Consider the following 19,316-nt stretch of genomic DNA (forward strand, 5'->3'; position numbering starts at 1 on the left):
GCGGCGGTCGTGCGCCGGGAAGAACGACGGTCGGCGCCAGGAAAACCGCCGTCCGCGCTAGGTCGAGCGGTGTCCGCGCCTCGAAAACGGTCTCCGCGCCAGGTCGAGCGGTGTCCGCGCCTCGAAACCGGTCTCCGCGCCAGGTCGAGCGGTGTCCGCGGCTCGAAAACGGTCTCCGCGCCAGGTCGAGCGGTGTCCGCGCCTCGAAAGCGGTCTCCGCGCCAGGTCGAGCGGTGTCCGCGCCTCGAAAGCGGTCTCCGCGCCAGGTCGAGCGGTGTCCGCGCCTCGAAAACGGTCTCCGCGCCAGGTCGGTCGGTGTCCGCGCCTCGAAAACGGTCTCCGCGCCAGGTCGCGCGCTGTCCGGGCCTCGAAAACGGTCTCCGCGCCAGGTCGCGCGCTGTCCGCGCCTCGAAAACGGTCTCCGCGCCAGGTCGAGCGGTGTCCGCGCCTCGAAAACGGTCTCCGCGCCAGGTCGCGCGCTGTCCGCGCCGGTCAGCGCCGCTCGGTCACCACGCCGATCGAGGGAAGGCGCTCCACCGCGTTCTCGATGCGCTCGAGCTCCGACGCGATCGCGTCGAGCGCGCGGCGGGTCTCCTGCGGGCCCTTGCTCTCGCCGAGCTTCTCGAGCGGCTCGCGCACCTTCGAGCGCAGCGCGCCCGTCAGTCGATCCCGCTCCGCGAGCTGCAGCCCGCGCACCTCGTCGGCGCGCGACGGGACGAAGTCGCTCAGCGAGCGCTCGATCGCCACGCTCCACGCGACGAGCCCCGCGACCCGCCGCGCGAGGTACGTCGGATCGTCGAGCCGCTGCGCGCCGAGCTCCTGGGTCTGCGCGGTCTCGAGCAGCGCCTGGGTCTCGTTGTAGACGCGGCGCCACGCCACCGCGTCGCTGGCCTCCCACGCGCCGCGCCCGCGCTCGTCGAGGTCGTCGATGCGGCGCTCCCAGGTCTCGGCGTCCATCCCGAGCAGCGCGCCCTGGGCGCGATAGACGGTGCGGCGCAGCGCGTCGAGCACGTGCTCGAAGCGATGGAGCGGCGGCGAGAGCTCGCCTCCGCCCGCCGTCTTGAACTCGTCGATCAGGTGCCGCAGCTGGGTCGCGAGCGCCGAGAGCTTGTCGGGATCGGTGCCCACCACCTCGCGCAGCCCGGCGGAGAGCGGCTCGGCCTCGCGACGGAACGCGTGCGCATCGCGCCCCCACAGCCCGCGCGCGACCTCCTCGGACTCGGCGAGCAGCGCCTCGATCTCCTCGGCGCTCGCGGGGGTCGCGGCGGCGGGCTCCACGCGGGCCCAGAGCTCGCGCCCCGCGACCTCGGCGCGCGCCTCGAGCCGCATCGCCTCGTCGCACTTCAGCTCGAGGGTCACCGGCGTGCCCACCGGCAGATCGGCGGGCACCTCGAGCATCAGCGTCTTGATCGGCAGCCGGTTCTGGAGCAGCCGCAGCACCACCGCGCCGCTGCGATCCGAGGTCGCGAGCTCGTGCGTCGTCGCGAGCGGCAGGCCCGAGCCGCGCGGGATGAGCACCTTCCGCTCGCGACGTCCCGCGCGCAGCACCTCGAGCGCGATGTCCTTCGCGACGACCGAGGGCTGGCTGAGCGCGCTCGCGCGCGGCTTGAGCTCGCCGCGGTAGAGCGCGAAGGGCAGCGACGCGAGCACGCGGCCCGACCCGTCACGCGCCTCGAGCCGCGCCGCGTTCTCGGCCTCGCCCTCGAGCGCGCACTCGATGCGCACCGTGCTCGGCACGCTCGCGATCTCTGCGCGCCCGAGCTCGGATCCGTCCGCGCTCGAGACACCGAGCTCCGCCGTGCCCTCGGGAGCGCGCTCGAGCTCGACGCCGACGCGCAGCCGATCGCTGCGCCCGACGAGCGGCGTCGTGAAGCGCGCCTGCATCGTGTCGTCGCCGATCCGGAGGCCGCCGAGCTGCGCCGCGTGCACCGCCGCGCCGAGCGCGACGCAGGTGTCCACCTGGTCCTGCAGCGGCTGCACGCACTTGCTCTTGCCGCTGCACAGCGACTCGGTGACGCGACGCACCACCATCGGCACCCGCGTCGATCCGCCGACGAGCACCACGTGATCGATGTCCGAGAGCGCGACGCCCGCGACCTCCTTGCTGCGCGCGAGCGCGCGCTCGCAGCACACGATGGTGGTCTCGACGAGATCGCGGATCGCCTCTTCGTGATCGGCGCGTCCGATCTCCATCTCGATCGACACCGGCTCGCCCGCCTGATCGATCAGCACGTCGGTCTTCGAGAGATGCACCACGTCGCTCGTCGAGAGCGACTCCTTCACCTCCTGCGCGACGTGCACCAGCCGCGCGAAGCGCGCCGCGTCCTCGGCGTTGCCGCGCACGTCGAGCTCGAGCGCGTAGCCCTTGTCGACGAGCGCGCGCCGCAGGCGCTCGGCGAACCGGCGATCGAAGTCGTCGCCGCCGAGGAAGTTGTCGCCGTCGATCGCGATCACCTGGTACTCGCCGCCGAGGCAGCGCAGCACCGAGACGTCGAAGGTGCCGCCGCCGAGGTCGTAGACGAGAAAATTCCCGTCGCCGAGCTGGCTCTTCCACGTGTGATAGATCGCGGCCGCCGTCGGCTCCTGCAGCACCGCCGCGACCTCGAGCCCGGCGAGCTCACCGGCGCGGCGCGTCGCCTCGACCTGCGGCGCGTCGAAGTACGCGGGCACGGTGATCACCGCGCGCGTGATGCGCACCTCGACGTCGCCCGAGCGCGCCTGGAGATCCTCGCGCATGCGCTCGCGCAGCTCGGCGAGGATCTTCGACGAGATCTCCTCGGGCGTGAGCTCGTGCGGCCCGACCGCGACCTTCACCGCCTGGCCCATGCGCCGCTTGATCGACTCGATGGGCCCGGGGGTCTGGCCGCGCCGCGCGCGCGCCGCGCGCCCCACGACGAACGCCTGCTGCTTCGGGTCCCACGCGACCGCCGAGGGCACGGTGCGGCGCCCGAAACGATCGGCGTAGACGAGGATCTCTCGCTCGCTCGGCTCGAGCAGCGCGATCTCCGAGTTGGTCGTCCCGAGATCGATGCCGACGGCGCGATCGACGAACATGCGTGTGTCTCCTGTCGCGTGCGACGGCGCAGCATCGCACGCCGCGACGAGGATGCGCGCAGCGAGCGTAGTCGACCACGCCCGGGGTGCGTCGCTAGAGCTCCACGATGGACATCCCGCGCGTCATCACCACCGTGCTCGCGATCTCCACGGCGCTCGCGTGCGCGCCGAGCCGCGATCAGCCACCGGTCGATGCTGGAAGGACGAGCGACGCGGGCACGGTCTCGCGCGATGCCGCGGCCCCGCGCCGCGACGCGGGCGACGATCCGCGCGACCCCGACGGTGGTCACGTCGACGTCGACGCCTCACCGCCGGACCCGATCGAGCAGTGCACCGGCGGCGCCGACGAGGACGGCGACGGGCGGATCGACTGTGCCGACGAGGACTGCGGGACCGACGAGGCCTGCGAGGAGGCGCCCGATCTCGTGGCCGACTGGGAGACCGGCGACTGGAGCCAGTGGGACGGTCCGCTCGGTCGCGATCCCGACGCACAGATCGACGTCGTGACCGACGTCGTGCGGCAAGGGCGCTACGCCGCGCGCTTCCAGGTTCGCCCGGGCGATCGTTATCGCACCACGAGCGGTGAGCGCGCCGAGGTGCACCTCTGGGACTATCGACGCGAGCGCGAGGGCGACACGTTCTACTACGCGTGGTCGACGCTGTTCCCCGAGGGATGGAGAGCGCCGGAGCGCTGGGGGATCGTCATGCAGTGGCACGCGCACACGGACATCTCGCCGCCGATGGCGTTCAACGCGGGCGCGGATCGTCTCGACCTCGTGTTCAGCTCGGGGAACATCGACAGCTGGTGGCCCGCCGAGTACGAGGAGAGCCACCGCGTGCTCGACGGGCTCTCGCCCGGGCGCTGGCACGACTTCATCGTGCGCATCGACTTCCGCGCGGACACCAGCGGCAGCGTCGAGGTCTGGCATCGCCTCGAGGGCACTGCCGAGTTCGACTCGGTGCTCGCGGTGCGCGACGTGCCGACGCTGCAGTGGTCGACCGACTCGGGGCGCATCCACGACGGCTACGCGCAGCGCTGGGGCGAGGGCTGGGTGAGCGGCGTGTGGGTCCAGCACGGGCTCTACCGCTCGGCCAGCAGCGCGACCGACGTCATCTATCACGACGGTTTCTGCCGCGGCACCAGCTACGCCGCGGTGCGCGGGTGCTTCGACGAGTGATCGATCAGTCCAGCTGGAGTGCTCGCTGGCGGAGGGCCCGCACGGAAGCGTGCGGCGCACGCGGACAGGAGCGATGTTTCGACACTTTCTCAGCGCCGGCCGAGCGGATCGGTCGGCGCAGGCGGCCCGAGCAGCGCACGCTCGTCGTCGGTCGGCGGCGGGAGCGCGGCCCGAGCGCGCGGCCGTGCGATCAAGTCGGGGAGATCGAGCGGTGCGTCCGGCTCTCGCGCGGGCGCACGCCGCGGCGGCGGGCCCATCGCGGCGCGCGACTCGGGAAAGCTGTCGAGCGCTGCGGTCAGCCTGCGCAGCGGGTGCAGCGTGAGCTCTTCCCATGCGGCGCGGATCGCCGCGCGCTCGTCGGCGTCGGTCGTCTCCTCCGCGAGCTCGCGCAGTCGCTCGGTGATCGCGACCGGGCCACCGCGGGGATCGATGTCGAAGCGCTCGAACGGGCTCTTCTTGATGGTCATCGCGACCTCGCGAGCTTCTCGCGCGCCGCGGGCAGGCGCGTGAGCTCGGGGTGGATCTCCTCGGCGCGCGTGATGTCGCGCTTCGCGTCCTGCCACGCGTCCGCGGCACGAAGCACCGCGGGCCCTTCGAGCCTCCGCTCGGCGCGCGCGCAGAGCAGATCCGCGAGCACCAGTCGCGCGTTGCGCAGCGTCGGGCAGAGCTTGTAGCCGCGCTCCGCGAGCCCGATCTGCGCATCGAGCGTCGGCGCGAGCTCGGCGCGGAACACCAGCACCTGCGCGCACTGCGCGGCCCACGCGAGCTCCAGCGGATCACGCTGGATGCGCATCGCGAGCGAGTCGCTCGGCTGCTCCATCGGCCGCAGCAAGAGGCGGAGATCGTCCCACCGGCGCGCCCGATAGAGGTCCCACGCGAAGCGCGGCAGCTCGCGCACCACGAAGCGCTCGACCTCGACCTCCTCGCCCGCCCAGCGCCACACGTCGCGCGCTCGCTCGAGCACCGACGCGACCTCGATCGGCTTCCACTCGCGCGCCGCGAGCTCCTCGATCTCGATGGTCAGCGGGGTGAGCATCGTGTGCACGAGATCGCTGCGCAGCCCGAGCGCGCGATCGCGCGCACGATCGGCGAGCGCGCCCTCCGCGCCCGCGATCGTGATCACGTCCGCGACGCGTCCCAGCACACGCAGCGCGATCGCCGCGCCGCCGGAGCGCGTCTCGATCCCCTCGCGCGCCATCGCCGCGATCACGTCGAGCCCTCGCAGCGCCGCGGCGTCGACCGCGCGCTCGACCTCGCTCGACGGGAGCGCGCCTGCGATGACGTCGGTGGCGAGGCCGCGCAGGTACGCGCGCTCGCGCCCGAGCGCGAGCCAGGTCGCGCCGATCAGCATCAGCGCTCGCTCGAGCGTCTCGCGCGCCGCGCTCGTGCTCACCGCGTCTCGCGCGATCGCGTGCTCGGCGCGCGCGCGATGGAAGAGCGCGAGGTGGTGCACCAGCGCGGGCGCCCATCCCTCGAGGCGCGAGGGCTCGAGCCGACCGAGCAGGGGCGCCACGTTGCCCGCCTCCGCGGCCGCGATCGCCTGGCTCGCATCGGGGCGCTCCCGGAGCAGCCGCACCATCCCCGCCGCGCGCGGGTGGAGCGCCTCGGCACCCGGCGCGGCGCGCTCCCAGAGCGACGCGAGCACACGCTCGTCGTCGATCCGAGAGAGCAACGTCTCGTCCGCCGCGCGCCACACGTCGCGCACTGTATTCGTTGTCACCGTCGGCACGCTCGTCGCTATTTACTCGGCGCGACCATCTCGATAGCATCCGACTCGCCCAAGTCGTTCACCGCGATGCCTCGACTGACGATCATCGGCCCCGAAGGGCGGCAGGAGGTGGAGCTCCAGGCGCACAACACGCTGGGACGCCACCCCAACAACACGGTCCAGGTCCTCGATCGCATCGTCTCGAAGGAGCACTGCCACATCGACCTCGTCGATGGCCGCTACCTCCTGCGCGATCTCGGATCGCTGAACGGCAGCTATCTCAACGGCGAGCGCATCAGCGAGCGCGTCCTCAGCCCGGGCGACGAGATCATGCTCGGCTCGACGCGGCTGATCTTCGACGCGGAAGGCGCGACGCGCGCCGCGGCCGGTGGCTACTCCGCCGCTGCGCGTGGCGGATCGGGCCCGATGTCCGCGCCGCCTCCGCCGGTCTCTTCGCCGGCGCCGTGGCAGTCCTCGCCGCCGCAGCAGCAGGCGGTGGCGCAGCCGCAGCACGCGATGCCCTTGCCGCAGCCCGCGTGGGCCCAGCCCTATGCGCCGCCGGTACAGCGCGCGCCCGAGGCCGCGCTGCCGGCCGTCCCGCCGCAGAACCTCTCGAAGGTCACGATCGCGCCGGGGATGGTCGAGAGCCACATCCGGACGAAGCTCGCGCCGCTGCTCGAGCAGTCGTTCCTCCCGGAGAAGCTCGTCCCCGACGTCGATCACCTGCGCCGCGACTACGAGAAGCTGCGCGTGAGCTACGAGCTCGCGCGAGCGATCGGCGCCGAGCTCGACATCTCGAAGGTCCTCAACAAGATCCTCGAGGCCGCGTTCCAGCTGCTCCCCGCAGACCGCGGTGTGATCCTTCTCTACGCCGACTCGGGCAGTGGCGACGATCGCGTGCTGCAGCCGCGCTGCGTGCGCACCCGCGCCGGCAACCAGGATCCGAACGAGCAGGTCCTGATCTCGAAGACCATCGTCGACCAGGTCGAGCGCGACAAGGCCGCGGTGCTCTCGAGCGACGCGACCGTCGACTCGCGCTTCCAGGGCGCGCACTCGATCATCATGCAGGGCATCCGCTCGAGCATGGCGGTCCCGCTGCTCCACTCGACGGAGCTCTTCGGGATCATGCTGCTCGACTCGCAGATCGCGACGAACGCGTTCACCGAGAAGGACCTGCAGCTCTTCCAGAACGTCGCGAACCAAGCGGCGATCGCGATCCAGAACTCGCTCTTCGCGCGCAAGCTCGAGCAAGAGGCGGTCACGCGCGAGCGCTTCCAGCGCCTGCTCTCGCCGCAGATCGCGCAGCAGGTCCTCGACGGCAAGGTCGAGATCAAGAAGGGCGGCGAGGCGCGCCAGACGACGGTGCTCTTCAGCGACATCCGCGGCTTCACCTCGATGAGCGAAGACGAGTCGCCGCAGCTCATCGTCGACATGCTCAACGAGTACTTCGAGCTGATGGTCGAGGTGATCTTCAAGTACGAGGGCACCCTCGACAAGTTCGTCGGCGACGAGGTCATGGCGCTCTTCGGCGCGCCGGTCGGCCACCCCGACGACCCGACGCGCGCGGTGCGCGCCGCGATCGAGATGATGCACGTGCTCGGCGAGCTCAACGAGCTGCGCAAGAGCCGTGGCGAGCCCGAGATCAAGATCGGCATCGGCATCAACACCGGTGAGGTCGTCGCGGGCTACCTCGGCAGCAGCAAGGCGCTCGAGTACACGGTGATCGGCGACACGGTGAACACCGGCGCGCGCCTCTGCAGCCTCGCGAAGGCCGGCGAGATCATCATCTCGCACAACACGTTCGAGGAGATCGGCGACCAGTTCGACTGCGTCGAGCTGCCCGCGACGAACGTGAAGGGCAAGAGCCAGGCGCTCAAGATCTACAACGTGGTCGGCGAGAAGAAGGGCAGCTTCTCGAGCGAGCGCACGCGCCCCGCCTGAGCGCGCTCAGCGCTCGGCGCCCGCGGCGATGCGCGCGAGGATCTCGCCCGCCATCGCGTCGATCGGCACCTCGGCGGCGGCGAGCCCGGCCTCGGCGACGCTGCGGGGCATGCCGTAGACGACGCACGTGCTCGCGTCCTCGACGATCAGCTGCGCGCCCGCGGCGACGAGGTCGCGCGCGCCCGCGAGGCCGTCGTTGCCCATCCCGGTGAGCACGACGCCGAGCACGTCGGCGCCGAACAGCTTGGCGGCGCTGCGGAAGAGCACGTCGACCGAGGGACGGTGCGGCGTCTCGAGCGGGAGCACGTCGAGCGCGCAGACGGTGCGCTCTCCTTCGCGCACCACCGAGAGGTGCATCCCGGCGCGCGCGATGATCGCGCGGCCGGGGATCAGCTCGAGCCCGTCGCGCGCCTCCTGCACGTCGAGCACGCTGGTCTCGTTCACGCGCGCCGCGAACGCCTCGGTGTACCCGACCGGCATGTGGAGCACGACCGCGATCGGCACCGGGAACGACGCGGGCAGCGCGGCGAGGACGCGGGTGATCGCGCGCGGGCCGCCGGTGGACGCGCCGAGCGCGAGGAGCTTGGTGCGCGTGTGGCGGGGCAGGGCGAAGGGCGCCGCAGGCGTGACGGGCGGGGTCGCGGACGCCGGATGGACCTTCGCTTCCGCGGCGAGGAGCACGGCGCGCTCGACCGCGCCCGCGAGCTCGTAGAGACGCTCGGTGGCGAGTGCGGTCGGCTTCTCGATCGCGGTGATCGCGCCTGCCTCGAGCGCTCGCACGACGAGATCGCTCTCGGACGCCGAGCTGCTCACCACGACGACGCGCGGCGCGTCGACGGGCGGCATCGCCGCGAGCACGCCGAGCCCGTCGAGGTTCGGCATGACGAGATCGAGCGTGATGACGTCGGGGCGCAGCGTCGCGATCTTCTCGAGCGCGTCGATGCCGTCGCGCGCGGTGTCGACGACCTCGATCGCGGTGCTGCGCGAGAGCACGTCGCGCAGGACCTTCCGCGCGAACGCGGAGTCGTCGCACACGAGCACGCGGACCGGACGGCGCGGAGCGCTCATGACGACACGCCGTAGAGGAACACGCCCCCGCGCTCCACGCACCGGAAGACGCTGCCGAACCGGAGCAGCGACTCCGACGCGCCGATCAGCAGCTCACCGCCCGGCTCGAGCGCGCGGGCGAGCGATCCCGCGACCCGCTGGATGCGCGCGTCGTCGAAGTAGATGAGCACGTTGCGGCAGACGATCGCATCGAAGCGCCCGAGCGCCGCGATGGCCGCCTCGTCGGCGAGGTTCACGCGTCGCCAGTCGATGCGCGCGCGCAGTCGCTCGTCGACGAGCGCGCGATCGTGCTCGACGCGGATCCACGGCGGCATGCCCTCGGGCACGGCGCGGTGCGCGCGCCGGGTGTGCTCGCCGCGTCGCGCGCGATCGAGCGCACGCGCGCTGATGTCCGTCGCGACCAGCTCGACGCGATCGAGCACGCCGGCGCGATCGAGCAGGATCGCGATGCTGATCGGCTCTTCGCCGGTCGCACACGCGGCCGACCAGATGCGCACGCGCTCGCCGCGTCGCGCGCGCGCGACGAGCGGCTCGATCAGCACCTCGAGGCCGCGCGCCTCGCGGAAGAAGTACGTCTCGCCGACGACCAGCGCTTCGATCACGCGGTCGAGCACCTCGCACTCGGGGTCGTCGTAGCGGAGCGCGTAATAGAGCTCGAGGAGCGTGGGGTAGCCCTCCTCGGCCGCGTGGTCGGTCAGCTTCTGCTCGAACAGATCGCGGTCGCGATCGGAGTAGTGCAGCCCGGTGCGCTCTTCGACGAGCCGGGCGAGCAGCGTCAGGACCTGCGACGGAGCGCGCTCGGTCATCGGCGTGCGAGCCCGTGCGCCGCGAACCGACGCACCTCGGCGTCGGGATCGCGCGAGAAGGCGCGCTCGAGCTGTGCGGCGGCATCCCGCGGCGCGATCGCTGCGAGCGCCGCTGCGGCTGCGCGGCGCGCCTCGACCGAGGTCGTCGCGAGCGCGACGCCGAGCGCGGCCCGGGCGTCCTCGCGGTCCATGCGCGCGAGCGCGGCCGTGAGGCGCGACGCGGTCGTGGCGTCGGCGTCCTCGAGCACCTCGAGCATCGCGGGGATGCGCCCCTTCGCCGGCGTCGAGAGCGCGGCGAGCGTGAGCTCTCGGAGCGGCTCCTCGCGATCGAGCTCGATCAGCGCGCGCGTGGTCTCGCGCCCGGCGCGCGTGGCGAGCACGCCGAGCGCCGCAGCGCGCGTCTCGGAATCCCCGGTGCGGACGGCGCGCACGAGCGCAGCGAGCACGTCGTCGCCGTCGAGCGAGCCGAGCGACGAGAGCGCGATGATGCGCGTCGCGGGATCGGGGTCGTCGCTCGCGGCGAGCAACGTCGCGCGCGCCTCGGGCGGTCGCGTGATGCCGAGCCCCACCAGCGCGGCGCGGCGCAGGTCGGGGTCCGAAGCGCCGGCGGCGTCGAGCAGCGCACGCGCCGCGCGCTCGCCGGGCAGCCGCGCGAGCGCGTCGATGACCGCGATGCGGACCTGGCCCGCGGGATCTCCGAGGTGCGCGACGAGGACGTCGATCGCGGTGGTCGCGCCGAGCCGGCCGAGCGCCTGGCATGCGAAGTAGCGCGGCCACGGCGCCTCGTCGTCGAGCGCCTCGATCAGGCGCGCGACGATCTCGTCGGTCCGTCGCACGTCGCCGAGCGCGCGCAGCGCCGCGGCGCGGACGCGGGGGCGCGGGCTGCGGGTGGCATCGAGCAGCGCGGTGAGCGCCTGCGGGTCCTCGACGTACGCGAGGCTCGAGAGCGCGAGCTCGGCGATGCGATCGTCGGGTGCGGCCACCGCCTCGAGCAGCGGGGCGAGCGCGCTCGGCCAGCCGAAGTATCCGAGGAGGCGCAGCGCGGCGCGGCGGACGCGCGGATCTGCGTCGCGCGTCGCGGCGATCGTGAGCGGCTCGGTCGACGTGTCGCCGAGCGCCTGGATCGCGGCGAGGGCGGCCTGCGCGACCCGCGCGTCGGGATCGGCGACGAGCTCGAAGAGGCGCGGCACCACGTCGGTGCTCCCGGTGCGCATGAGCGTCGCGCACGCGATCGCGCGGACGTCCGGCCGGGGATCGTCGAGGCACGACGCGATCGCGGCGGCGTACTCCGGCCGCGCGCCGAGCTGCGGCAACACCAGCGCGCGCAGCTCGCTCGACATCCGCGGCAGCGCGTCGACGACGCTGCGCTCCGCGGCGCGACCGAGGCCCGCGAGCGCCTCTGCCGCGGCCCGCACGACCCGCGGGTCGTCGTCGCCGAGCAGATCGATCAGCGGGGACGCGCCGTCGTCGTCCTCCAGCCAGCCGAGCACGCGAGCGAGTGCGACGCGTCCTTCCACGTCGCTGCCCGCGAGCGCCTGGGCGACGTGCCCCGCCGCGCCCTCGTGCTCCGCGAGCTCGCTCCGGATCGCGGCGAGCGCGCCCGGGGCCGCGCCGAACCGCTCGCGCAGCCGATCGACCGCCTCGACCAGCGCGATCGCCGCGATGCGCGCCATCGACGTGCTGCGGCCGACGAGGCGCCGCGCGAGGGCGCTCACCGCCGCGATGTCGCCATGTCGCGCGAGGGCGCGCGCGGCCTCGGGGCCGCAGAGCGGATCGTCGACGAGCCGCTCGAGCGGAGGGATCGCACGCGCATCGCCCGATCGCGCGAGCACGTCGATCGCGGGGTACACGCGGAAGAACCGCCCGCTCCCCGCGGCCTCGATCACGGCGTCGAGCCCGGCGCCGCTGCCGATCCGACCGAGCGCTTCGAGCGCGGCGACCGCGACGTTGTCGTCGGGATCCGAGACGCGCTCCGCGATCGTCGGCACGGCGACCGTGCTGCGGCGTCGCCCGAGGACCTGCAGCGCGTCGCACACCACCGCGGGCGGCGAGCCGTGAGCGAGCGCGAGCATCGCGTCGTCGACGCTCCCGCTCGACGCGGAGAGCGCATCCACCGCCGCGGCGAGGCGCGCCTCGCGATCGCGCCTGCTCCTCAGGATCTCGACCAGCGGTGCGATCGCGACGTGCCCCGCGCGCGCGAGCGCCGCGACCGCCGCGCGCCGCACCGGCCACGTCGGCGCATCGAGGCACGCGACGAGCTCACCCAGCGTCGCGGGCAGGCGCGACGCCAGCTCGTCGACCTCGGCCGCGCGCGCGCGATCGCTGGCCGAGAGCGCGAGACGAGAGGTCACGCTCGCCCCGTGCCGCGATGGACGCCGCTCGGAGGGCCCCCCGTGTCGGTGGAGATCCCCGACGCGAGCGCCGAGGCCGTCTCGGTCTGTTCCGCGACCAGCTCGCGCACCCGTGCGACGCGCTCCGCGATGTCCGATGCGCCCGTCGCGAGCGTGCGCAGCCCCGTCGCCTGCTGCGCGGTGACCCCGACGATCTCCCGCGCGCGCTCGCGCATCGCGGCGAGCTCCTTCGCGACGCCCGAGCTCACGCCCCCCTGCTCCACGACGGCGCGCGCCACGGTGGTGATGTCTCGGCTCTGTCGCGTGGCCGTCGCGGCGAGGTCCTCGAGCGCGCGGCTCTGCTCCTCGACGGCCCGCGCGGTCTGCTTGGCGATGCGCCGCACGTCGTCGCCCGCCCGCGCGAGCGAGGAGGTCGCCGTGCTCTGCTCCGACGTCGCGCGCGTGATCGACTGCGCGAGCCGCGCGACCTCCCGCGCCGTCGTCTCGATCTCCTTCGCGGCGCGCGCCTGCTCGTCGAGGGCGCGCGCGCTCTGCACCGCGTCCTTGCGGGCCGCGTCCATCGCCTTGGCGATCTCGCTCGCGCCCTGCGCCTGCTCGCCGAGCGCGGTGATCGTCCGATGGGTCGCCGTCGCGACCTCGGCCGCCGCGGCCGCCGCGGTGGTGACCGCCTTGGCCTGCTCCGCCATCGCACCGGTCGTTCGCTGGGCGAGCCCGCGCAGTCGATTCGCCCCGCTCGCGAGCTGGGTCGACGCTGCCGCCTGCTCCTGCGCGGCGATCGCGACCTGCTCGGCGGTCGTCGTGAGCTGGGCGTTCGCGCGCACCACGTCGCGGAGGCGCCGCGCCTGGTCGGCGGTCGCCTCGGAGGTCTGGCGCGCCATCTTCCGCATCTCGTTCGCGTCGCGCGTGAGCGTCTGCGTCGCCTGGACCTGCTCCTCGGCCGCGCTCGCGATCGTGCGCGCGTGCTCGCTGGTTCGCTGGGTCGCGCCGACGACCGCCTGCACCGCGCTCGTCTGATCCGCGGCGCCTCGCGCGAGGTCGCGCACGCCGCCGCCGAGCTCCTCGATCCCGGAGAGGATCGTGGTGAGCGCGCGCTCGGCGTCGCTCGAGAGCGCGGCGCCGTCGTCGGCGGCGCGCAGGCCGTCGGCCGACGAGGTCACCGCGTCGCGCGCCGTGCTCTGGAGCAGGCGAACGATCTTCGCGATGTCCGCGCTCGCCGCCGCGGCGCGATCGGCGAGCGCGCGGATCTCCTCGGCGACGACCGCGAACCCCCGACCGTGCTCGCCCGCACGCGCCGCCTCGATGCTCGCGTTGAGCGAGAGCAGGTTCGTGCGATCCGCGATGACGTTGATGGTCTGCACGATGTCGCCGATCTCCTCGGCGCGACGGCCCATCTCCTTCACCACGCCCGCCGACTCCGCGATCGAGCTCCGGATCCGGCCCAGCCCCGCGATCGACTTCGCGACCGTGGCGCCTCCCTCGCGCGCCGCAGTGCCCACGCGATCGGCGGTGATGCGCGCGCCCTCGGCGATCTGCGCCATGCGGCGCGTCGAGGTCTCGAGCTGTCCCGCCACCGTCGCACTGGTCTCGGCGAGCTGCTCGATCTGCTCCGCGCCGCGCGCGGCGAGCTGCGCGGTGCGCGCGAGCTGCTCGATCGCGCTCGCGCTCGCGTCGACGACGCTCGCGTTCTTCTGCGCGGTCGCCGCGACCTCCTCGACCGACGACGCGGTCTCGTTCGTGTTCGAGGCCACGTTCGCCGCGGACTCCTGCAGCGCGCGCGCGTGCTCGGCGGTGCTCCGGATCGAGCGCGCGAGCTCCTCGGTCGTCGTGCTCGTCTGGTCGATCGACGTCGCCATGTCGGCCGTGTCGCGCGCGACCGCGGCGAGCGCGTCGCCGATCGACGCGACGGTCGTGCTGACCTCGCCGATCCGCGCGCCGACGCCGCGCGCATCGGCGGCGAGCCTCGTGATCCCGGCCGACATCTCGGCCGCGGTCGCGGCGACCTCCTCGACCGACGTCGCGCTCGTCTGCCCGCGCGACGTCAGGTCCGCCACCGTCGCGCTGGTCTCGGTGGCGCTCGCGAGCAGCTGCTCGCTCGCCGCCGCGAGCTCCTGGGCATCGCTCGCCACGGCCTTCACCGAGCGCGCGGTCTGCTCGAGCGTCGTCGCGGTGCCGTCCGCCGACTGCGCGAGCGTCCCGGCGTCCGCCTCGACCTTGCGCACCGACGCCGCGACCTCGGACAAGCCGCTCGCCGTCTCGTCACCGTTCTTCTGGAGCACGCGCGCGATGTCGCCGACGCTCCCCTGCGACCGCGAGAGCTCCTCCGCCGACACCGAGACGCTCTCGATGCTGGTGGCGATCGACTCGATCGCGACCCGCACCTGCTCGCCCGCCGTCGCTCGCTCGCGCCCCGCGCCCGCGATGTCCCCGGCCGCCGCCTCGATGCTCTGCGCGAGCTCCGAGGTCTCCTCGAGAGCGCGCGCGATCGAGCCGATCTGCCCGAGCGCGTCCGCGACGTGCGAGGTCCCCTGATCCGTGTGCTCATTCGCCATCGAGCCGCTCCTCGCCGACCACCCGGTCGAGATCGATCAGCATCACCATCCGCCCCGCGATCTGCGCGATCGCGCGGACGAGCCCCGCGCTCTGGGCCGCCACCATCGGAGGCGGCGGCTTGAGCTGCTCGGGCGCCAGGCGCGCGACCTCGCGCGCCGAGTCGACGAGGAGCGCGACCGCGCGCTCCCCGCGCTGCGCGACGACGACGCGCGTGTCGATCGTCCGCTCGCGCATCGGTGCGCCGAAGCGAACGCGCAGATCGACCACGGGCACGACGCGCCCCCGGACCTGCACGATCCCCGCGACGTGCGCCGCCGCGTTGGGGACCGGCGTCGCGCCTTCGTAGGACTCCATCTGGAGCACCTCGTCGGCGGCGATCGCGTACTCCGCGTCGCCGACGCGGAAGAGCACGTGCAGCGCGCTCACGTCCGCACCTCGCTCGTCTCGCCGGAGATCCGCGAGAGCGCGACGAGATCGACGACCAAGGTCGGTCGCCCATCGCCGAGATCGGTCGCGCCGGTCACGCCGGGGACTCGCAACAGCGGATCTTCGAGCGGCCTCACCACGACCTCCTGCTGTCCGAGCGTGCGATCGATCGCGAACGCGATCGCGTCGCCGTCACGACGTACGACGAGCGCCTTGGGGCGCTCGGGATCCGCGCTCGCGAGGCCGAGCGTCCGATCGAGCCTCACCAGCGGCACTGCCTCACCGCGCCGCTGGATCAGCGCGATCGTCGACCCAGCGCCGGTGCGCGGCGGCGCCGAGACCTGCGTCGGATCGATCTCGATGATCTCGTCGATGCTCGCCATCGGCACGACGAAGCGCTGCGACCCGCACTCGAACGTGAGCACGTCGACGATCGAGAGCGTGAGCGGCACGCGCGCGACGATCGTGGTGCCGCGCCCCGGCGTGGTCGTCATCGAGAGATCGCCGCCGAGCTCTTCGACGACGATCCGTCGCACGACGTCCATGCCGATGCCGCGCCCGCTCGTCGTGCTCACCTGATCGCGTGTCGAGAGCCCGGGCCGGCAGAGCAGCTGCAACAGCGCGGCGTCGGTGGTGGGGACCTCCACGCCCGCGCGCGCCGCGACGCGCGCCGCGTCGATGCCGCGGCCGTCGTCCTGCACCACGAGCGCGACCTGTCCGGTGCCACGCGTCTCGAACGTCACGCGCAGGAGGCCTTCCTCGGGCTTGCCCGCCCGCCGGCGCTCGTCGGGCGCCTCGATCGCGTGATCGACGGCGTTCCTCACGAGATGAACGAGCGCGGGGAAGAGCCGCTCCGCGACCGCTTTGTCGAGCTCGGTACGCCCCGCGTCGACCTCGAGCCGCACGGCCTTGCCCGTCGCCTTGCGCAGGCCGCGCACGACGAGCGGCACCCGCTCGAGCACCTCGCTCGCGGGCACCATCCGCAGCTGCAGCACGGCGGCGCGCATGTCGCGCAGCTGCCGCGACTGCTCGCGCAGCACGATCTGCAGGCCCCGCACGTCGGTGCCGCGCGAGGCGAGCACCGCGATCTCCCGCGCGAGCACGCCGCGCGAGATCACGAGCTGCGCCAGCCGCTCCAGCGCCTCGTCGAGCCGCGCGACATCGACGCGCACCACGCCGCGCCGCTGCACGTCGTCGCGCTCTTCGTCGTGGAGCTCGGGGACGGGCACCACGGCCGGCTCGGGCGCCGGCGCGCTCGTCCCGGGCTCGCCGACGACGTCGATCGATCCGACGTCGACGCCGACCTCGCGCGCGACGTCCTCGTCGGAGGCGCGCGTGAGCACGAGCAGCGCGAACGTCAGCGCCGCCGGTGCCTCCGCGCTGCGCGGCGCCGACACCGGGACGACCTTCACGATCTCCGAGACGACGCCGAGCCGCTCACGGACGGTGTTGATGTTCGTCCCCGCGGCCGCGCGCTCGGGAGAGGGCGCGAAGCGCACGCAGAGCGCGCGGCGGCCGCTCGCGATCCCCCGCTCGAGCGCGTCTCGCTCGAACGCCGCGATCTTCGCGTTCACGGCGGGGTCGAGCGCGAGGCCGCTCGTGGTGCGCGCGACCGGCGCCGGCGTGCGGACCTCGTCGAGCGTGTCGAGCGCGGCGAGCAACGGCCCGGGCGGCGCCGGAACCGGATGACCGCTCGCGAGCGCGCGCACGCGCTGCTCGATCGCGGCGACCGCCTGCAGCATCACGTCGATCGCGCCCTCGGGCAGCTGTCCTCCCGCGCGATCCGCGGCGCGCAGCGAGGCCTCCATGCGGTGCGCGATCGCGACGATCGGATCCACGCCGACCATCGCCGAGAGCCCCTTGATCGTGTGCAGTGCGCGGAAGAGCTCGCGCACCGCGCGCAGCGTCGGCTCGCCCGCGCGCAGCGCCGCGTCGAGCGCCAGGAGCTGGGTGTTCGCGTTGGCGAGGTGCTCGTCGACCTCGTCGAGGTATGCGTCGAGGAACTCGCGGAGATCGACGCGGCTCACACGCCCTCGGCGAGGCCGAGCAGAGCGCGCGTCTCCGCGAGGATCTCCTCCGGCGAGAACGGCTTGACCATGAAGCGCGACGCGCCGGCCTCGAGCGAGCTCGCGCGCGCGCCCTCGTCGCCGCGCGTCGTCACCACGATGATCGGGACCGTCTTCAGGTGGTCCTGCCCGCGCACGAACTCGAGCACCTCGATGCCGCCGATGTCGGGCATGTTGAGGTCGAGCACGACGAGATCGAAGCGCTCCATCGAGAGTCGCTCGATCGCTTCGAGACCGCTGCCAGCGTGCGCGAACACGGCACCCGGCAGACCTCGCAGGCACGCGACGACCATGTCGCGCATCACCTTGCTGTCGTCCACCACGAGGATGTTGGCCACGCTGACCTCAGGTCTCGAAGGCTCGCAGCGAGCCGGTCGGGGGAAGGGCGCGATCGTCGAACGCTCCCGCGCGCACGGTCAACGTTCCGGCTGTCCGTCGGGGCGTCGCACGAGCCTGCCGATCACCGAGATCAGCTCGTCGATGTCGAGCGGCTTCGGCACGTGCACCTGGAACCCCGCAGCGAGGGCCTCCCAGCGGTCCTCGTCGCGCGCATGCGCCGTCAGCGCGATCGCCGGCACCCAGCGCGCGCCGAGACGCGCCCGCACCGCGCGCATCAGTCCATAGCCGTCGAGGTTCGGCATCGAGACGTCGGAGACCATCAGATCGGGCACCGACGCATCGAGCGCGGCGAGCGCCGCCGCGGCCGACGTCGCGGTCTGCACCGACGCCCCTGCGCGCTCGAGCGCGACGCGCAGCAGCTCGAGCCCGTCGGGATCGTCGTCGACGACGAGCAAGCGCAGCCCGCGCGCGTCGTGTCGCGCCGTGTGCGCCGGGACATCGATCGCTTCCGGTCGCTCGTGGGTCGTGTGCGCGGGCAGGTGGACCTCGAACGTCGCGCCCTGGCCCGGCCCTCCGCTCGCGGCATGCACGCGGCCGCCGTGGAGCTCGGTGAGCTGCCGCACGATCGCGAGGCCGAGCCCGAGCCCGCCCTGCTCGCGCGTCGTCGTCGAGTCGGCCTGCCGGAAGCGATCGAAGACGTGCGGCACCAACGCCGGCTCGATCCCGATGCCCTCGTCCCGCACCCGCAGGCAGATGTCGTTGCAGTCCTGCGAGAGCGTCACCTCGATGCGGCGACCGGAGGGCGTGAACTTGATCGCGTTCGACACGAGGTTCCACGCGACCTGCTGCACGCGCGCGGCATCGCCCCAGATCGTCATCCCGCGATCGACGCGCTGCTCCAGCGACACGCCCTTCGAGGCCGCGGCGGGGCGCAGGCTCTCGATCGCCTGCTCGACCTCGTCGGCGACGTCGATCGTGGCGCGCTCGAGGCGCAGCTTCCCCGCGATCACGCGCGACAGATCGAGCAGATCCTCGACGATGCGCGCCTGCGCGCGCGCGTTGCGCTCGATCGTGTCGAGCGCGCGCTCCGAGCGCGTCGGATCGAGCGTGCCCGAGCGCAGGAGCCGAGCCCATCCGAGGATCGCGTTGAGCGGCGTGCGCAGCTCGTGCGAGACCATCGCGAGGAAGACGTCCTTCGCGCGGTTCGCGGCCTCCGCCTCGGCGCGCGCCTCTCGCTCGCGCACCAGCAGCGTCGCGATCTCGCGCTCGGCGCGCTCGGCGCGATCACGGAGCTGCTTGGCGCGCACCAGCGTCGCCACGCGCGCCAGGAGCTCGGCCGCGCTCGCTTGCTTGCCGACCCAGTCGTCGGCGCCCGCGGTGAGCGCCTCGAGCATGTCCTGCTCGTCACCCGTCGACGTGAAGACGAGGATCGGCAGGCCGACCGTCGCTTCCTGCGTGCGCAGGAAGCGGCAGACCTCGATGCCCTGCACGCCCGGCATGTGCCAATCGAGCACCAGCAGGTCGGGGAGCTCGCCGGTCGCGGCGCGCTCCAGCACCCCCGCGCCGTCGCTGAAGAGCACGACGTGGTAGGTCGCGGAGAGCGTGCGCCGGACCGCCTCGGCCTCGATGATCACGTCCTCGGCGACCCAGATGATCGGCCGCGCTCGATCGCTCATGCTCACGTGTCCTGCCGTCGTTTCCCTCGACGCGTCGGTGCACAACGAGCAGACGACCGCCGCCTGCCCTGTATCGGCCCGGATTCGAGGACGTCAACGCCGATTCGCACACTCTGTGAGGAGGAGCGAACGGAGGCTTCGCCCCGCGATCCA

The 19,316-nt window shown here is 73.4% G+C and carries 13 protein-coding genes; 2 read left to right on the forward strand and 11 right to left on the reverse strand.

From position 1 onward, the window contains the following. Positions 1-492: 492 nt before the first annotated feature. Positions 493-3,054: an Hsp70 family protein gene (locus I5071_RS09595; RefSeq protein WP_236605114.1), complete on the reverse strand. Its 2,562-nt coding sequence runs from the start codon at positions 3,052-3,054 to the stop codon at positions 493-495. Between the two features lie 107 nt (positions 3,055-3,161). On the opposite strand from I5071_RS09595, the gene I5071_RS09600 reads away from it, so the two are divergent. Beyond that, complete coding sequence (locus I5071_RS09600; protein WP_236605115.1) at positions 3,162-4,232, forward strand: polysaccharide lyase; 1,071 nt, start codon at positions 3,162-3,164, stop codon at positions 4,230-4,232. Between the two features lie 89 nt (positions 4,233-4,321). Here the strand turns inward: I5071_RS09600 and I5071_RS09605 are convergent, their stop codons facing one another. Next, positions 4,322-4,699, reverse strand: a complete 378-nt coding sequence (locus I5071_RS09605; RefSeq protein ID WP_236605116.1) for a hypothetical protein — start codon at positions 4,697-4,699, stop codon at positions 4,322-4,324. Continuing rightward, entirely contained in the window at positions 4,696-5,952 is a 1,257-nt protein-coding gene (locus tag I5071_RS09610; RefSeq protein ID WP_236605117.1) for a hypothetical protein, read from the reverse strand. The genes I5071_RS09605 and I5071_RS09610 overlap by 4 nt, the downstream gene beginning before the upstream one ends. Before the next feature lie 75 nt (positions 5,953-6,027). Here I5071_RS09610 and I5071_RS09615 point away from each other — a divergent pair, with 75 nt between their 5' ends. After that, positions 6,028-7,881: an adenylate/guanylate cyclase domain-containing protein gene (locus I5071_RS09615; protein WP_236605118.1), complete on the forward strand. Its 1,854-nt coding sequence runs from the start codon at positions 6,028-6,030 to the stop codon at positions 7,879-7,881. 6 nt (positions 7,882-7,887) lie between these two features. On the opposite strand, the gene cheB is transcribed toward I5071_RS09615, so the two are convergent. From cheB to I5071_RS09655, 8 genes are all read right to left on the reverse strand, one after another. Next, positions 7,888-8,949, reverse strand: a complete 1,062-nt coding sequence (gene cheB, locus I5071_RS09620) for a chemotaxis-specific protein-glutamate methyltransferase CheB (RefSeq protein WP_236605119.1) — start codon at positions 8,947-8,949, stop codon at positions 7,888-7,890. Further along, positions 8,946-9,755, reverse strand: a complete 810-nt coding sequence (locus I5071_RS09625; protein WP_236605120.1) for a CheR family methyltransferase — start codon at positions 9,753-9,755, stop codon at positions 8,946-8,948. Before I5071_RS09625 ends, cheB begins: the two co-directional genes overlap by 4 nt. Further along, entirely contained in the window at positions 9,752-12,106 is a 2,355-nt protein-coding gene (locus tag I5071_RS09630; protein ID WP_236605121.1) for a HEAT repeat domain-containing protein, read from the reverse strand. The genes I5071_RS09625 and I5071_RS09630 overlap by 4 nt, the downstream gene beginning before the upstream one ends. After that, entirely contained in the window at positions 12,103-14,655 is a 2,553-nt protein-coding gene (locus I5071_RS09635; RefSeq protein ID WP_236605122.1) for a methyl-accepting chemotaxis protein, read from the reverse strand. The genes I5071_RS09630 and I5071_RS09635 overlap by 4 nt, the downstream gene beginning before the upstream one ends. Then, positions 14,645-15,082, reverse strand: a complete 438-nt coding sequence (locus I5071_RS09640; protein WP_236605123.1) for a chemotaxis protein CheW — start codon at positions 15,080-15,082, stop codon at positions 14,645-14,647. Before I5071_RS09640 ends, I5071_RS09635 begins: the two co-directional genes overlap by 11 nt. Then, the gene (locus I5071_RS09645) at positions 15,079-17,109 is read right to left on the reverse strand and encodes a chemotaxis protein CheA (RefSeq protein WP_236605124.1); all 2,031 of its coding nucleotides are present in this window, start codon (positions 17,107-17,109) and stop codon (positions 15,079-15,081) included. Before I5071_RS09645 ends, I5071_RS09640 begins: the two co-directional genes overlap by 4 nt. Next, positions 17,106-17,486 (reverse strand): response regulator, encoded by a 381-nt coding sequence (locus I5071_RS09650; RefSeq protein WP_236605125.1) that lies wholly within the window; start codon positions 17,484-17,486, stop codon positions 17,106-17,108. The genes I5071_RS09645 and I5071_RS09650 overlap by 4 nt, the downstream gene beginning before the upstream one ends. A 78-nt stretch (positions 17,487-17,564) precedes the next feature. Then, entirely contained in the window at positions 17,565-19,163 is a 1,599-nt protein-coding gene (locus tag I5071_RS09655; protein WP_236605126.1) for a response regulator, read from the reverse strand. Between the last annotated feature and the right edge of the window lie 153 nt (positions 19,164-19,316).

This window comes from Sandaracinus amylolyticus, from assembly GCF_021631985.1.
GTDB lineage: Bacteria > Myxococcota_A > Polyangia > Polyangiales > Sandaracinaceae > Sandaracinus > Sandaracinus amylolyticus_A.

What these genes read in the sequence shown, in the direction of transcription:
- I5071_RS09595 (WP_236605114.1), bottom strand. Translation starts at nt 3,054, where the DNA reads ATGTTCGTCGATCGCGCCGTCGGCATCGATCTCGGGACGACCAACTCG.
- I5071_RS09600 (WP_236605115.1), top strand. Translation starts at nt 3,162, where the DNA reads ATGGACATCCCGCGCGTCATCACCACCGTGCTCGCGATCTCCACGGCG.
- I5071_RS09605 (WP_236605116.1), bottom strand. Translation starts at nt 4,699, where the DNA reads ATGACCATCAAGAAGAGCCCGTTCGAGCGCTTCGACATCGATCCCCGC.
- I5071_RS09615 (WP_236605118.1), top strand. Translation starts at nt 6,028, where the DNA reads ATGCCTCGACTGACGATCATCGGCCCCGAAGGGCGGCAGGAGGTGGAG.
- cheB (WP_236605119.1), bottom strand. Translation starts at nt 8,949, where the DNA reads ATGAGCGCTCCGCGCCGTCCGGTCCGCGTGCTCGTGTGCGACGACTCC.
- I5071_RS09625 (WP_236605120.1), bottom strand. Translation starts at nt 9,755, where the DNA reads ATGACCGAGCGCGCTCCGTCGCAGGTCCTGACGCTGCTCGCCCGGCTC.
- I5071_RS09635 (WP_236605122.1), bottom strand. Translation starts at nt 14,655, where the DNA reads ATGGCGAATGAGCACACGGATCAGGGGACCTCGCACGTCGCGGACGCG.
- I5071_RS09655 (WP_236605126.1), bottom strand. Translation starts at nt 19,163, where the DNA reads ATGAGCGATCGAGCGCGGCCGATCATCTGGGTCGCCGAGGACGTGATC.